10 protein-coding genes are annotated in these 16,783 nt (G+C 45.8%); 5 read left to right on the top strand and 5 right to left on the bottom strand.

Going from position 1 to position 16,783, the window contains the following annotated elements; genetic code table 11:
* The 5 genes from FHS57_RS23930 to FHS57_RS23910 form a co-directional block, all read right to left on the bottom strand.
* Nucleotides 1–3,038, bottom strand: a 3,038-nt coding sequence (locus FHS57_RS23930) for an SdrD B-like domain-containing protein (protein ID WP_221225717.1), incomplete at its 3' end; no start/stop codon positions are given.
* Between the two features lie 397 nt (nt 3,039–3,435).
* Complete coding sequence (locus FHS57_RS23925; RefSeq protein ID WP_183978108.1) at nt 3,436–4,137, bottom strand: SAM-dependent methyltransferase; 702 nt, start codon at nt 4,135–4,137, stop codon at nt 3,436–3,438.
* Nucleotides 4,134–4,898 (bottom strand): alpha/beta fold hydrolase, encoded by a 765-nt coding sequence (locus FHS57_RS23920; RefSeq protein WP_183978107.1) that lies wholly within the window; start codon nt 4,896–4,898, stop codon nt 4,134–4,136. Before FHS57_RS23920 ends, FHS57_RS23925 begins: the two co-directional genes overlap by 4 nt.
* 16 nt (nt 4,899–4,914) lie before the next feature.
* Nucleotides 4,915–6,942 (bottom strand): M23 family metallopeptidase, encoded by a 2,028-nt coding sequence (locus FHS57_RS23915; protein ID WP_183978106.1) that lies wholly within the window; start codon nt 6,940–6,942, stop codon nt 4,915–4,917.
* A gap of 214 nt (nt 6,943–7,156) precedes the next feature.
* Nucleotides 7,157–7,768, bottom strand: a complete 612-nt coding sequence (locus tag FHS57_RS23910) for a fumarylacetoacetate hydrolase family protein (RefSeq protein ID WP_183978105.1) — start codon at nt 7,766–7,768, stop codon at nt 7,157–7,159.
* A 74-nt stretch (nt 7,769–7,842) separates the two neighbouring features.
* On the opposite strand from FHS57_RS23910, the gene FHS57_RS23905 reads away from it, so the two are divergent.
* From FHS57_RS23905 to FHS57_RS31855, 5 genes are all read left to right on the top strand, one after another.
* The gene (locus tag FHS57_RS23905) at nt 7,843–8,403 is read left to right on the top strand and encodes a hypothetical protein (protein WP_183978104.1); all 561 of its coding nucleotides are present in this window, start codon (nt 7,843–7,845) and stop codon (nt 8,401–8,403) included.
* Nucleotides 8,404–8,457: 54 nt separating this feature from the next.
* On the top strand, nt 8,458–11,385 hold the full coding sequence (locus FHS57_RS23900; RefSeq protein ID WP_183978103.1) for a T9SS type A sorting domain-containing protein: 2,928 nt from the start codon (nt 8,458–8,460) through the stop codon (nt 11,383–11,385).
* A gap of 77 nt (nt 11,386–11,462) precedes the next feature.
* The gene (locus FHS57_RS23895) at nt 11,463–12,671 is read left to right on the top strand and encodes an acetyl-CoA C-acetyltransferase (protein WP_183978102.1); all 1,209 of its coding nucleotides are present in this window, start codon (nt 11,463–11,465) and stop codon (nt 12,669–12,671) included.
* Between the two features lie 130 nt (nt 12,672–12,801).
* Nucleotides 12,802–14,286, top strand: coding sequence for a capsule assembly Wzi family protein (locus FHS57_RS23890; RefSeq protein ID WP_183978101.1), 1,485 nt, complete (start codon nt 12,802–12,804; stop codon nt 14,284–14,286).
* Between the two features lie 69 nt (nt 14,287–14,355).
* Nucleotides 14,356–16,779 (top strand): exo-alpha-sialidase, encoded by a 2,424-nt coding sequence (locus FHS57_RS31855; protein ID WP_183978099.1) that lies wholly within the window; start codon nt 14,356–14,358, stop codon nt 16,777–16,779.
* Nucleotides 16,780–16,783 lie beyond the last annotated feature (4 nt).

The following is a 16,783-nucleotide window of genomic DNA, read 5'->3' as shown; positions in this document are numbered from 1 at the left end:
GCCAAAGTATTATTTGCTGCGTTCACACAGGCTAACGTCGTGTCTTTGCCTGCATTTGGCTTGGCATTTACCGTTACCACCACATTCGCTGTATCCTTGCAGCCCGCCGCGTTTTGGGCAACCAACACATAGGTCGTCGTAGAGGCTGGTTTTACTGAACTTGGGGTTGTCACCGCTGTGCCGCCAACAGTCCCTACCGTCCAAACTGGACTCAAATACGTGCCGTAATTCGTAATTTTTGATGTCAAATCCACCGATTCTCCTGCGCAAAGTGTCGCACTGCCATCGGCAATCACGGGCTTGGCGTTTACAGAAATTTTAACCGTATCAGAGCATCCAGAAACAGTGTAGATAAAATTAAAATCCCCACTTGCTGTAGTTGCAAAGCTAACGGTCGCAACCCCTGAGGTAGTAGCACCGAGTGTCCCACCCGATGGATTATTCCCTTGAGCTGTCCAAGTCCCCGTCGTTGGAGATGTCCCTGTCAAAGTTACGCTTGTTCCTGCGCATACTGTGGCTTGACTTGCTGCCGCATTCGGTTTTGCATCAACCGTTAATACAAAAGCATCGCTTGTACTTTTGCATGAGGCATCTAATTGGCACAAAGCATAATACGTGGTCGTTGTAGAAATACTAGGACTAGTAAGGGTAGTAGCCCCAATGGTGAACGAGGACGTTACATCCACTGTTAAACCAACATCGCTAAAAATTTTCAAAGTAGAGCCGCCAGTACAGCCTGTTGTAATTGTGGCTGTAAGGGTGCCTGTTCCACAACGACTAGCGTCTTCAACAACGGGTTTTACGACCGAACATGTTCCGTACCCTACATCAAAGCTATGATTATTTTGCCCTGCATAGCCCGTCGAAAAAGCAACTTTCCCGTCTGAAGCAGCATCAGAGTCCAACTGATCATTTGACCCAGTGTTTGAAACAGTTAGCGTTTTTGTACCTGATGTAGTTGGAAATTTTAGAATATATTGTGTATTGAAGGCAAGAGATATGTTATAAATTGCAGAGGGAGTACCAGTCCCAGACGCAGAAGAAAAGAAATAATTTCCATTAGCATCTGTCGTTGCCACCGCCCCTGGAATAGCCACCCCGTTTTTGTCACAAAGAGTTACAGTAAGATTGGCAATACCTGCTTCCCCTGCATCCTGAATCCCATCGTTATCAGTATCTTCCCAAACTCGGTTTCCTATCTCAATGGGTGGATTGTCACACATCAATTCCAGATCCCCTAGCCCATTTGACTTTCCAAACAGGGTGTTATCATAACTATATGGAAAAATTTCATACGACTTATTAATTGTCCCTGCGGTATTGCTCAACCAGAATACTCCGCCTGAAAAAGCATTTATAGGATCGGTTACAGGGACAGCTACTTCTCTTTTTCCAGGGAAGAGGGCGCTCCCCCCTTGAACGTTTTCTCCATGATAATACCCCAAAGAGTTATCACCCACGTAAAATTCACCTGCGGGCGATGTATAGCCTGTATTTGTTCCATTCAATGTTCCAGGCCCTTCACCATTGCCTGCCCCTGTCGTGGTCACTCCTCCAGAGTTACCATTACTTTCAAGCACATACGCCCCATTTACCAATGCCGCACGTAGTATATCCCCCCCCACTACGCTGCTGTATAATTTTGTATCACTGGGGTCTGTACTATAATTCAATGTACCTGTTTGGTGGCCTAAGCGGTCATTGAACGTCAATATCATTGCTTCATCAACGTCAAACTCAATGTCAGCTAAGATAGGTTGCGGATACACTGGATTGTTTTGGGGTTGTCCTGTATTGGGATCTGGATAATTTAGCCCAATCATCGGAAGCATTACATCTCTCCAAGGATTCCACTGAGTACCGTATTTAACGGAACCATGGTCACGGTCCCAAAAAGCAGGACCTTTGAGGTAATTAAGTGGAAATGAAAGAATGTTTGTAAATGTAGAACCATCCAAACGATATACACTTGCTTTTAAATCGCTGGTAGCCTGTGAAGTCAAGGCATCACAAATAGCTCCCGCATACAACTTGCCCTTATGATAGGTCAAAGCAAATGGACGTGCAGTTCCACCAGAACAGGCATCTGGAATAGCAATCCCCGACCCAACCAATGTTTTGGTTGCAATGTCGATAGTATATACTTTTTTATCAAAAAGATTGACCACAAACAACTGTTTGTTATCGTCTGATATATCAATATCGCCAAGCCCAAGTTTACCAATTAGCGGGAAAATATCACTATCACGCGAGGGACCCAGTAAGGTATTAGGTAACGCACGGGCTGCAATTGTAGGCATTTGGCTTAACCCAACATCAACCCCTAAACTTGCCAAGTCAAGCCAAAAAGTGGCTGTACCTGACGGAGTGATTGAATAGATAGCCCCTATATCATCTTTGCCGTCGCTATTATTATCTTTCATTCCTACATGTCGCTTGATTAAAGATGCGGCATAAATAAGTTGAGATTCTCGGTTATAAGCGATTCCCCACGTTGACCCAATTTCCCCCGCATCCGCCAGCGGCACATGGTCTGCACCATGGGTAGTGCCTGATGCTGAATATGCAAATTTTACAAGCACATCCGTATCTGCGGCACCAGTAGGGGGGCGGTTGGCAACGTAACAAGGAATTACCATAGAAGGAGCCGATTGACAATAGTCTGCGGGGTAGTTTACAGCCAAGTTAACTGTCGTTTGAGCGGACGTTGGAAAAATGACTGTCGTATTACCAATCGCTCCCTTTGAAGCAAAAGTGTAGGTATCAGGCATTACAAATTCCAAACGAATTTGTCCCGCAGTTCCTCCCGTTACAGTATATGCGCCCGTAGAATTGGTAGAAGACCCACCTCCTGTATATGAGACTGTTAGAGCGGTACCATCTGGTTTTGTTGCATTAACAATCACTCCAGGCATCCCTATTTCAATGTGGGTACCTGATGTCTGGTATGTACCATTTGCATTAAAATCCTTAAAAATAGTCCCCGAAACTTGCGAATTAGCACCAAAGGAGTAGATTACAAGGCATAATAGGCTCAAAAAAAATGGCCACTTATTAGCAAAATTAACTTGAACTGATACTACTAGAGGCTTTTTTAAGCCACAATAAGGGTATATTTTTAACATATTTGACTTAATTTTTGAATTTAAAAGAGAACACATCTCCAATAAAATAGACAAATTTTATGCCAAAAATATACCTACAGCAAATAAATAATTATTTTACATACCCATAATAATTACCAATGCCAATATGCGACTTTTTTTTACACCAAAAAAATACCTTTATCATTATTATTCTCTAAAAAAAATCAACAAATCTCCTTTTTTTTAGATTTTTTTCAATAAAAGAGCATTTCTAAATTAATTTTTCCTACAAAATAAAAAAGGTATCGTTTAGACGATACCTAAAAAAAATAAACAATACCACTTCCAATTATTCTCCCAACAAAAAAACGGTCGGTTTTTTGTGGAGCTCAGGTACCTGGGTTTTCCATTGTTTTACTGTCAACGTTTTGACAAATCCTTCTGGTGATGTCACGTTGCAAGCAACACAAACACGGGTATTTGGCTGGCATTGTGTCAGTATTTCCTTCATCATTTGGTTGTTCCGATAAGGCGTTTCAATAAAAATCTGGGTCTGCCTCTTGGCTATTGCCTCTTTCTCCAATTGCTTGACGGCTTTCCCTCTCGGAGCTCGGTCGATAGGCAAATAACCGTGAAAAACAAACGATTGTCCGCTCATGCCTGACGCCATCAATGCCAACAATAGCGACGAAGGCCCAACTAATGGCACGACCTCAATGCCCAATTGGTGCGCGTATTTTACAGCTACAGCGCCTGGGTCAGCAACGCCTGGGCAGCCCGCTTCCGACATGACACCCGCATCTTTGTTTTCGGCCAACAATGCCTTCAGTTGCGCCAAGGTATCCGCCTCAGGGGTATTTTTTTGAAGTTCGTAAAAAGTGAGGTTTTCAATGGTTTTTCCCAAGCGCAAACTACTCACAAAACGGCGGCCAGTGCGCAACTCTTCGGCAAAAAACACCTCCAAATCTTTTACGGCCTCAGGTACATGGGCTGGCAAAACACGTTGCGTTGTCCCCTCAGCCAGAGGTGTTGGAATTAGGTATAGTTTCATTTGGCAAAGTTCATCAACGATTTTACGAAAGCCTCAGGTTGCTCTGCTTGTACCCAATGCCCTGCGTTTTCGATGGTATCGAGGGTCACATTCGGGAAAAGCGTCTGGATGGTCCAGAAATCAGCATCTTTGATATACCTCGACTCCGCACCTCGAATAAAAAGCGTAGGTGTTCGTATTGTTTGGGTGTTTTCCAAATCCGCCCCAATCAACTCGATGTATTGTTTTATCACGGGTAAGTTGATGCGCCACGCAAACACACCTTCTTCGTTGCGGTACAGGTTTTTTAATAAAAATTGACGTACCGACGGGCTTGGTTCGTATTGACTCAAAATGGCTTCAGCTTCGTTGCGGTTTTGAATTTCGGTCAACGGAACGGCACTTAGCCCTTTTAAGATTTCGGCATGATGAACAGGGTACGACTTGGGAGCAATGTCAACCACCACCAATTTACTGAACGTGTCAGGATACAGCATGGCGTATTGCATCACCGTTTTTCCACCCATCGAATGCCCTACCAAAATCGGATTTTCAATGTTGTTTTGCTGTAAAAAATCGTGCAAATCCGTCGCTAATTCGGGATAGGTATGGCTGGGGGCATGAGGCGAACGTCCGTGGTTTCGCTGATCGACGGCATAGACCGAAAACCCTTGTTCTGCGATTACCTTACTTATTGTTAACCAGTTATCACACGACCCAAACAGTCCGTGTAAAATAACCAGTGGTTGCCCTGTGCCTACTTGACGAAAAAAAAGTTGCATATTTTTAACTGCCTAATTATCGCTTACGTTTTTTGGAAGATTTTTTTGCTTTGCCCGTCGCTTTAGCCGCTTTTTTTCGACGCCCAGCGACGGCTTTTGATTTGGTGCGTTTTGAAGCTGCGGCAGGTCGAACTACCGCTTCTTTGATTTCGCTCTCAACAACCGCTACATTCCCCGCTCTATCCCGCACCTCTAAGCGCAACGTACCTTCAAAATCGAGGGAATCTACCAGTTTGTCCGACCAAATATAACTGCGTTTGTAATCATAATTCATCAAGACCCACTCGCCATTGACGTAGGCATCAAAACGTTCAATACCCGACATGCCATCTGAGATTCGGGCCGAAATGCTTTTTTTATTGGCTTGAATCACCCGAACCGCAGGCGGTGCCTCGTCCGTTGCCAACCCAAAACTCCCCAGCTCACGGGTAGTAAAATCAATCGAATTGCCTTCCCATTTTCCCCCAACAAACCTCATGCGTCCGCCATCTAAGCGGTACATGTGGGTTTTCTCAAGGTTTTCTGGCAAAATATCAGGTCGAAAGTTCACCCCGATCGCATCCCGAAGTGGCGTATAGACATCGTTGATAATCAAACCATTGGGGCGTGACTGAACGGCTAAATACAGCGTATCAAAAATGCTTTTATTACCAAAACGAATAGAAAAGCGGTCTTCTTTATACGTTTCAATTCGGTCGGGGCGAATGCGTTGCCGAAAATCGGTACGAAGTAGTTTGTTCCCAATCCGAATCGAATCGGGCAAATGTTCGCGTAAATCCAGCAAATAAACCGTCTCTCCGTTTGATTTGTAGGCAGGTGAAAGCTGCAAGGGAGCACGTTTACTGAAAATTTCTGCGGGAACGGCTTGCGACAACCCCAACGCACTTATTTTTAATACGTTTTCGGTCGCATCCGTTTTGATGTATGCCAAACTCGGTGCCTGTTCTGGCTCTCCCAAAGGCATCATAAGCGCCTCTGTAAGTTCTCCTTTTACCTTAAATCGCAGTATCGATGAATTTTCGTAGGAGTCAAAAAGCGTCACTTGTACTTCGTGCATCAGCGTGTCCCGAATTTGAAGTTTTCCCCGATAGCCATCCGTTTTTTGGAGACCATACAAGTTCCCATCGGGGTTATAACATTTTAAATAACGAAGTCCGTTGCGTTGTTCGGTCGCGTAGTCGATGACGTTGTTGTAGTCGCGGGTGCTCCAGCTGGGAAACGACGTCATGTTGTAAGCAAACACTTCTTTCCCGTCCAATTTGATTTCAACACAATTGACACCATTGCGAAAGTTGACACCGTTCATAGCATCAAAGGCAATCAGTTCTAATCCAATTTCTCCCCAAGCTTTCACGGTCTGACCAATGCTGTAACTCCCGTCTTTTTGGCGAACAGGCCGAACACTGATTCGTTCAAATTCGCCATTGACACGACTTATCAATGACATCGGACGAATGGCCAACGAATTAAAATACGGGGGAACATCGTCTTCTACCTCCGCAAAATCAAAGAACAGGGGGTTCAAGTAATTGTCTTTTGAATCCCGAATTTCAAAGTGTAAGTGCGGTCCTCCCGACCCTCCTGTATTTCCTGACAGCCCAATCAATTCACCTTTTTGAACGGGAAATTGCTCGGGCGACGGGTTGATTTCTATTTCAAACGTTTTGCGTTCGTACTGTTTTTCCCGCAAATAACTCCCCATGGGGTCGGCAAACGACAACAAGTGCCCATAGACGGTGGTCATGCCGTTGGGGTGCTTGATAAAAATCACATTGCCATAACCTGTTGTTTGAACCTTGATTTTGGAAACATACCCATCGGCAGCGGCCAACACTTGCAAACCTTCGCGTTGTTGGGTACGGACGTCAATCCCCGCATGGAAGTGATTGGCACGCAAGTCACCCAATACACCCGCCAAGGTATTTTTTTGCCCAGGAGAAATCGGAAATATAAAATAGCCTTTGGGAAAGCTGGCTTTTTGGGCAAAGCTTCCAATGACAAAAAGGATACTGAAAAACGGTACGAGAATGCGTTTTATAACCATGTACTAACGTTGGTGTTTTCTTTTTTTGAGTTGCTACTTTCAATTCACGAGGTTTTGAGAAACCTCGCGTCGGTTATTGTAACCGACGGCACTGACATAACCATGTACTAACGTTGGTGTTTTCTTTTTTGGGGTTGTTACTTTTTAGTTCACGAGGTTTTGAGAAACCTCGCGTCGGTTATTGTAACCGACGGCACTTTAAACCGTAAACCTTTTATTTAACCTCAAATTCTAACATTTTTTTACCTTCAACGAAAGCCGTGAGCTTGTCGCCTGCTTTTACAGGGCCTACTCCTTTGGGCGTACCCGTAAAAATCAAGTCTCCTGTTTTGAGCGTAAAAAAGCGAGATATAAACGATATAATGTAGTCTATTTTGAACAACATCAACGAGGTATTGCCTTGTTGGCGCGTTTCACCATTTACTTCCAAATGGAAATTGATGTCTTGCATATCCGCAAATTCTGCCTTTGAAACAAAGTCGGAAATTGGGGCGGAACCATCAAATGCCTTGGCCAATTCCCACGGTAAGCCTTTGGTTTTTAGCTTTGATTGTAAATCACGCGCGGTAAAATCAATCCCAATCCCTACTTGGTCGTAGTATTTATGGGCAAATTTTTCGTCAATGTTTTTACCCATCTTACTGATTTTCACCACAATTTCTACTTCATGGTGAACATCTTGGGAAAAATCAGGCAAATAAAATGCGGCCCCATCTTTCAATAACGCCGTGTCGGGCTTTTGGAAAATGACGGGATCTTCGGGAATGGCATTTTGAAGTTCGTGAATATGATCAACGTAGTTGCGGCCTATGCAAATGATTTTCATAATTTTCTGGATTTTACGCCCACAAAACTACGGACTACCTCCCGTAAAAGGAAATCTATTCTTAGCTTTGTAGAATGAAGTCATTTTATCAACTCCTGTTCCAAAACGAAACGCTTTATCGTGCCCAAGAAGTAGAGGCGATAGAAAAAATAGTCAAAGAGGTCGCCACGTCTTTGGTCGAAGAGCCTGTGGCGGAGGCGCCTACACCACCGCCTCCTGCTCCTGTAGCCGCTCCCACCCCTCCTCCACCGACTTTTGAGACGCCCAACCTCAACCATCAGGTATTAATTTTAATCAACGAGTCGCCAAGGATGTCGCCGAGTAATACCATTTTCTTGGAAAAAGTACTCAAGGCGGTCAACTTAAACCTCGATGGGGTGGATATTTTGAACTTATCGGGGGCCAAACAGATGGATTTTCGTCCGTTGCTCCAAAACAAGAAAGTACACCATATTATATCGTTTGGCGTTCCATTTATCCAAATCAACTTGGAAATCATGATGAATCGCTACGACCCCAAACAAATCGCGGGGGTCAATTTCCTTTTGTCCGAATCGCTCGACATTGTGCAGAGTGACGACAAAAACAAACGTGCGCTTTGGAATTGTCTCAAAAGTATGTTTTTGGGCAACTAACAAGACTTTCCCAGTTTTAAAAAACTTGGAAAGTCAACTATAATCTTTAACGGCATGAAAAAGCTACTTTTCTTCTTCTTAGTTGTATGTATTTACTTCCCGTCTTTTGGTCAAAACTTTACGGGCGGTTTCAACTTTTCGTTTCCCTACAACGACGGAAATAATGCCGCTTTTTTGCCAAAATTTCCCGCGAAAACCCTTGGCAACCCAGACCGCGTTTCGGTCAATGGTAGCAACTTCATCGTCAACGGTCAACCTTTTCGTTTTTGGGGCGTCAATATTACTTCCGCCGCTGCTTTTCCTGCCAAAACCACCGCACCCGACGTCGCAACCCATGCCCGTAAGATGGGCATCAATTTGGTGCGTTTTCACCACTTAGATAATCCGTGGGGAGGCAACGATGGCAGTATTTTTGTTTCAGGGCAATCGACCCGAACCTTAAATTCAACAACCCTCGACCGCCTTGATTTTTTTATCAATGAGCTGAAAAAGAACGCTATTTATACGAATATGAACTTGAACGTTTCACGGACGTTCAAGACTTCCGACGGCGTAGCCAATGCCGATTCACTGCTGGATTTTGCCAAAGGAGTCACCATTTTTGACCCTCAGTTGATTGCGCTTCAAAAAGAATACGCTACCCAATTGTTAGGCCACGTCAACCCTTACACAGGCTTAAAACTCGCCGAAGATCCGTGTTTGGCCATGGTTGAAATCATCAACGAAAATTCGTTGTATGGCATGTGGGAAGACAACCAACTCAAGTCAAGAAAAGATGGTGGTTCTCTGCTCTACCGTCAGGCAGTGAAGCTCGATAGCCTTTGGAATGCGTTTTTGGTCACCAAATATCAAACCCAAGCCACCCTGCAAACCGCTTGGCAAGGATCGAGCCTTAACATCACAGAAAGAGTAACCGATGGCAGTTTTGAAGGCGCAACGTTGAATACCAACTGGGCGATGGAGCAAAATGCAGGAGCCACCGCAAGCGCTACGTTAGACAATACGCAAGCTCAGTCTGGCAGTAAATCAGCCAAAGTAACGGTCACAAACAAAGGCACCGAAACGTGGCATTTGCAGTTTAAGTACCTCCGTTTTTCGTTGCAAAAAGACACCACCTACACCATTCAGTTTTGGGCAAAAGCCAATCAAGCCGCCGTTTTGAGTGTATCGCTTATGCAAGACGACTCCCCTTATAAATGGTACGGCGGACAAAATTTCAACCTAACCACTACTTGGCAACTGTTCAAAATCAACGTTGTATCAACCGACGATTTGGCAGGCAAAGGCCGTCTGGCTTTTCAGGTGGGTAATTTACCAAACGGCACCACGGTTTGGCTCGATAACATTTCTCTAAAGGAAGCGACGCGTACGGCTTTTCTAACGGGAGAAAACCTCGCCACGCGCAATATCCAACGGGTGGACTACCGTGACAGGGGCAATTATTCCAAACAACGCGTGGCTGATTTGGCGCAATTTTATATCCAACTTCAAAAGAAGTTTATGGAAGAAATGCGCACTTTTCTCCGTACAAACCTCAACGTCCAAGCGCCCATCACGGGCACCAACGCCCTCACGGGTATCCAAGAAGGACTTGAGCACGAATCAATGGATTACTACGACGACCACAGCTACTGGGATCATCCGCACTTTCCGAACGTAGCCTGGGACGCTTCCGATTGGACAATCAATAATACGTCCATGGTCAAAAATGCGTATTTCAGCGCCATTTCTTCCGTTTTTTCGGGAATACCCTTGGCCTCCAAACCCATCACCATCAGTGAGTACAACCACGGCTATCCCAACCGCTACCGCGCCGAAATGGTGCCCGCCATGGCTGCGTACGGAGCTTTTCACGGCATGGATGGGGTCATGTTTTTTGAATACAATAGCGACGTCAACAGCACTTGGGCAGCCGATAAAGTGGGAGGTTATTTTTCCATTCACCGCGATCACAGCACCATGAGTTTGTTTCCCTCTTGCGCCTGGGCGTTTCGGAATGGTCTTATTACCGAAGCCACACCGACGTTGGTCAATTACTCCGAAAAAGACATTTATTGGTCGTTTGAAAAGGATAACAGCGGCCGTTGGGGAAAATACGTCCCCTACGATTTCCGACTCCAACTTACCCATTCGCTGCGCACCAATACCTACCACCATGCCCAAGGGCTCAGCAGTCAGGCATTTCCAAACGTAAGCAATGGTACATTTCAAACATCAACCCAACAAACCACACTAAACACACAAACGGGCCTTTTAACCACCAATACCCCTCGTTTTGTGACACTTACGGGCTTTTTAAAAGACGCTCCCAATACGCAAGTGGGCAATTTTACCCTCAAATCAGCCAGCGAATTTGGCGCACTCACGTGGGTATCACTCAATTCAAAACCCTTGGCAGATTCCGACAGTTCGTTGATTACCATTGCGTCCCAAACCCAAAACACAGGCATGGTTTGGAACGCTACCAACACTTCCGTCAACAACAATTGGGGGACGTCTCCTACCTCAGTGCGCCCCTTGTCCATTGAAGCCCGATTGACGCTTACTGCAGAAGCGCTACGTATCCACAAACTTTCGACGACGGGGCAAATTGTGTCCACCAGTGATGTGCTTCCCTCCGCTCCCAATACATTCGATGTATCATTCGCCCAAAGCACCGACCAAACCCTTTGGTATGCGCTTCAAGCCATCAAAAAATCGGATTTATTACTTTCGGTGACGACCTCCAACCCATCGGGGGACGTAGTCAATGTTTATCCAAACCCAGCTCAAACGCTACTAACTGTCGATTTTACCTTATCAGCGCCCAAGCCTGTATCGTTTGAACTCTACAACGCCGCCGCAAGTATGGTGTTCAATACAACCAATACCATTGGGGTGGCTGGCAATAATCGTATGACTGTCAACGTCCAACATCTTCCCAACGGAACGTACTTTTTGCGGGTAGGAAGTCAGGTAAAGCGCATTGTGATAAGCCGTTAAAAAGCGGTTCTTTCGTTGACAAGATTGTATTACATTTACAAAAAATTGTCTAATACCATTTTCATCTCCCTTCAACTATGGCCGAAGCATTTGTTTATGACGCAGTTCGTACCCCTCGCGGGCGTGGGAAATCGGACGGTTCTTTGCACGAAGTTCAACCTGTTCAACTGCTTACTTCTGTTTTAAAATCAATTCAAGAACGGAACCAACTTGATACCAGTTTTGTCGATGACGTCATCATGGGCTGCGTCACGCCCGTTGGCGAGCAAGGGGCCGACATTGCCCGTACGGCCGTCATTGAAGCAGGCTATGCCGAGTCTGTGGCAGGGGTACAACTCAACCGTTTTTGTTCGTCGGGCTTAGAAGCCATCAACCAAGCCGCCGCTTACGTCATGTCAGGCCAAGTCGATATGGTGCTTGCAGGCGGTGTAGAGTCGATGAGTCGCGTACCGATGGGAACCGACGGCGGGGCGTTGTTTATGAATCCTCAGATTGTGGCCCGTCATAACATCGTACCGCAGGGAATCTCGGCCGACCTGATTGCGACCAAATACGGCTACTCTCGCCGCGACGTTGACAGCTACGCGGCTGAATCTTACCGACGTGCCGTAGAAGCCCAAAAGGAAAATCGTTTTGCCAAATCACTCGTTCCTTATAAAGATGAAATAGGCATTACCCTCCTCGACCGCGACGAGGGAGTTCGCCCAGGCACTACGGTTGATTCTTTGGCGGCCTTAAAACCCGCTTTTGAAATGATGGGAAGCATGGGGCTTGATGCCTTGGCTTTAATGAAATATGCCGATATTGATAAAATTAATCACGTTCACCACGCAGGCAACTCCTCACAAATTGTGGATGGTGCCGCGGGACTTTTGATTGGTTCAAAAGAAATCGGTGACCAACTCGGTCTGCGCCCACGTGCCAAAATCAAAGCCTTCGCCATCGTTGGTTCAGAGCCAACCATCATGCTAACGGGGCCTGTGCCAGCCACCCACAAAGTGCTCAAAAAAGCAGGAATGAGCATCCATGACATTGATTTATTTGAAGTAAACGAAGCCTTTGCCGCCATTCCTTTGTTTTTTATGGAGCAATTGGGCGTTGACCACACCAAAGTGAACGTCAACGGTGGAGCAATTGCCTTGGGGCACCCGCTAGGCGCAACGGGAGCTATTATATCCGCTACTTTGATTGATGAGTTGGAACGTTCTGATAAACAATTTGGTCTTTCTACCCTTTGCATTGGCGGCGGAATGGGCATTGCCACCATTTTTGAGCGCGTCAATTAGAAAAACATTGGGGGGGTCGGGTTGCTCACAACCCGATTTTTTCATTTTTGCAAAAAATAACATAAACATAAAGTTACTGGAGCGACCATTTTATCGTACATATTGTTGTCTTCTTTAACTTTATGTCTCTATGCGGCTACTTTACCTCCTTATATTCATCTTTCTAGGCATTGGGGCACCGCTTCAAGCCCAACTTTACAAGCCTTTCAACCAGTTTTCCTACGATTTGGAGGCAGGCGCAGCTTTTGCTACCGAAACCCAGACACCCTTTTGGCTCAGAAGTAATCAATACGGAATGGTTCCCCAAACCAATCCTTTTGTAACATTACGGGTCAATCCGCACCGCGATTACCGTACAGACTCGACGCGTCGTTCGGCGTTTGACTGGGCAGCGGGGGCATTTTTTGTGGCAAACCGTACGTTTGGTCCTTCCCAAGGCAGCACTACCCTGCTGTGGCCCGAAGTTTATGCCAAACTTAAATGGAAACAAATAGAACTGTCAGCAGGCAGACAACGTGAGGTCATCGGTTTAGGCGACAGCACGCTTTCTTCGGGTTTTTATGCGTGGTCGGGCAATGCCATGCCTTTTCCCAAAATTCAGCTTCAAACGCACGGGTTCATTTCGCTGGGATTCCTGAAACATATTCTGGCTTTTCAAGGGGCATACGCCCACGGCTGGTTTACGGCCTCTTACATCAATCAAGCCTATTTTCACCAAAAACAATTCTACGTTCGATTTGGCAAACCGCATTGGCCGCTTCGGTTATATGCAGGAATCAACCATCAAGTTCAGTGGGGAGGTCATGCCGATTATTTAAAAAATTCGCCTGCGGCCGTCAACGGTTCTCTTCCAACTACGTTTCAAGACTACCTTTCACTGGTCACGGGGCGGTATCCTGATGACTATTCCAACGACCGCTTCAATTCGTTCGACGGAGCCAATCGCATTGGAAATCACCTCGGCAGCTACGACCTTGGTATTGAATGGAAAACTACGAAGTTTCAAATGTTGCTTTACCACCAACACCCCTACGAAGATGCCTCTGGACTCGCGTTGCAGAATAGACCTGACGGGCTGACGGGGCTACGCTGGCTACGCAAAAGTTCAAGCACGCATCCGCTTTTCCTCAAACATATTGTACTTGAATACCTCACAACCACCAACCAAAGTGGCGAACAATACAGCACAGCGTCGAAATACCAAGGAGCTGACAATTACTTTAATCATGGGCAATACTTAGAAGGCTGGTCGTACAATGGATTCACCCTAGGCACTCCCTTCATCGCCCCCCGTGCGACCATTCAGCCCAACAATTCGGTTTTGACGCCTGGATATTTTTTCCCCAATAACCGTTTGCGTGTGGGCTACATTGGCACAGAATGGCAATACAAACAGCAAGTTACCGTGCGCTCTCGGTTTTCGTATAGCCAAAATTTGGGCGCTTATGGCTGGGTAAATCCGCGTACTTTTTATCAGTTTTCGGGTTTAGTTTCGGCCCAAATACGCCTGAATCGTTGGTCAAAAACTTCTGTCAAAGGTTCATTGGCGTACGACCAAGGCGAATTGTTTTTGCCTAGTTTTGGGGGATATTTTGGGATTTGTAAGTCGTGGTAAAGTAGAAATAAGGTAAATTGCGCACTCATAACCAAATCTACCTTTTACTTTAACCACACGTATTCGCCCATGCGCTTAAAACTGCTCAATTTCGTTGTGATTTTCACAGCGTTTACGTCCTCTCTCCTAGCCCAAACTCCCTCAGTCAAGCTCATAAAAGAAGGATTTATCTACGAAACGGCTCCCTTTCCCGAATGCCACGCCTCAAGCATTGTCGAATTAGGCAAAGACCATTTGATGGCTACTTGGTTTGGAGGAACCCACGAACGCCACCCAGATGTGTGTATCTGGACGTCAGAATCTAAAAATGGAAAATGGAGTGCGCCAAAAAAAATGGCGGACGGCGTGATGGACGCCAGTACGCGTCACCCTACTTGGAACCCCGTTTTGTTCAAAAGCAAAGCAGGAAAACTCTTCCTCTATTATAAAGTAGGCCCCAATCCTCGCCAATGGTGGGGCATGGTGATGACCTCAACCGACAATGGAAAAACATGGTCGAAGGCCGAAAAACTACCCGAAGGCTTTCTCGGCCCCATCAAAAACAAATCGGTGCAATTGGCCAACGGTGACATCCTTCACCCGACGAGTTTCGAGAGTAATGACGAAAACATCTGGAACGTTTACCTAGAAAAAACCGACAAAGACGGTAAAAATTGGCAAAAAATCATGATTGACAATGGCTCTTTTGGAGCTATTCAGCCAAGTATCCTTACCTATCCCGACGGCCGATTGCAGTTACTTTGCCGTAGTCGCCAAAATGTAGTGGTAGAAACATGGTCGAGTGACGGCGGAAAAACGTGGTCGAAAGTAGCAGGCACCTCATTACCTAACCCTAACTCGGGCACGGATGCCGTTACGCTCAAAAACGGCACGCAATTGATTGTTTATAACCCCTTAACACGCGGCAAAGAATGGTCAAACGGTCGTCAGAAATTACGCTTGGCTGCCTCAACCGACGGCAAAGAATGGCGCGATATTTACGTGTTTGAAGATGAACCAAAAGGTGAATTTAGCTACCCTGCTATCATCCAAAGTAGCGATGGACTCGTTCACGTTACCTATACCCATCATCGCACCAAGGTAAAATACGTGGTATTGGACATTCCGAACGTATTGCCTCCCAAAGCCGTAGGCCCAACGCCGACAAAAGCTCAAATGGGTTGGCACGAAATGGAGCAAAATGCGTTTATTCACTTCACTACCAATACCTTCACCGATTTAGAATGGGGCTACGGCGACGAAAAACCTTCTATTTTTAACCCTACCCAAACCAACGTTGAGCAATGGATTAAAACGTTGAAAGATGCCGGTTTTAAAGGAGCGATTTTGACCAGCAAGCACCACGATGGTTTCTGCTTGTTCCCCAGTAAATATACCGAACATAGCATCAAAAACAGCCCCTACAAAAACGGACAAGGCGACTTGGTAAAAGAAGTAGCGGAGGCTTGTAAAAAATACGGTTTGAAGTTTGGGGTGTATTTGTCGCCTTGGGATCGCAACCACCCCGAATATGGCAAACCTGCGTACGTAGAATACTACCGCAACCAATTAAAAGAGATTTTTGAAAACTACGGCTCTATCTTTGAAATGTGGTTCGACGGAGCCAACGGAGGCGATGGCTACTACGGCGGCTCACGCGAGAAACGCCGCATTGATGGACGGACGTATTACGACTGGCCAACCACGCTCCAAATGGTACGTCAGTTTAACCCCGAAGTAATTTTCTTCAGCGATGCGGGTCCTGGGGTGCGTTGGGTCGGAAACGAACGCGGTATTGCGGGCGAAACCAACTGGAATTCAATCACTCCTGATACACTCTACGCAGGCAAAGGCGGAATTGAAAAATTGTTAAATACAGGTTCGGCCGACGGAACGCACTGGATTCCTGCCGAAGTTGATGTTTCCATTCGTCCAGGTTGGTTTTATCATGCCAAAGAAGACCAGAAAGTTCGCACACCAGAAAACCTTTTCGACATCTACCTCACGTCGGTGGGAAGAGGTTCAACCTTATTATTGAACGTTCCGCCCGACCGCCGTGGCTTGATTCACGAAAACGACGTCAAAGCGTTGACAGGTTGGAAAGAGATGATTGACCGTGAGTTTAAAACCAATTTGGCCCTAAAAACCAAAGCAACGGCCAGCTCGCACCGTGGTAAAGTAGCGAATTATGCAGCCTCAAACGTCACCGACGGCGATAAAAATACCTACTGGACAACCAACGATGACGTAACCACAGGTTCGGTAGAAATTGACCTTGTCAAAGCACAAACCGTGAAATATGTAACGTTGAAAGAACACATCCAATTGGGTCAACGGGTAAAAGCATTTACGGTTGAAGCTTGGCAAAATGGTCAATGGCAAAAAATCGCCAACGCTACGACCATTGGTTACAAGCGTATTCTTAAACTTGCCCCTGTTACAACTCAAAAAATACGAGTAAGTATCACAGAATCAAAAGCTTGCCCAGTTATTTCCGAAGTAGAAGTATATTAAGACA

The sequence above is a fragment of the Runella defluvii genome (assembly GCF_014195535.1).
Lineage (GTDB): Bacteria > Bacteroidota > Bacteroidia > Cytophagales > Spirosomataceae > Runella > Runella defluvii.
The sequence above is the reverse complement of the archived record's forward strand: the minus strand, read 5'-3'. Positions and strand labels throughout refer to the sequence as shown.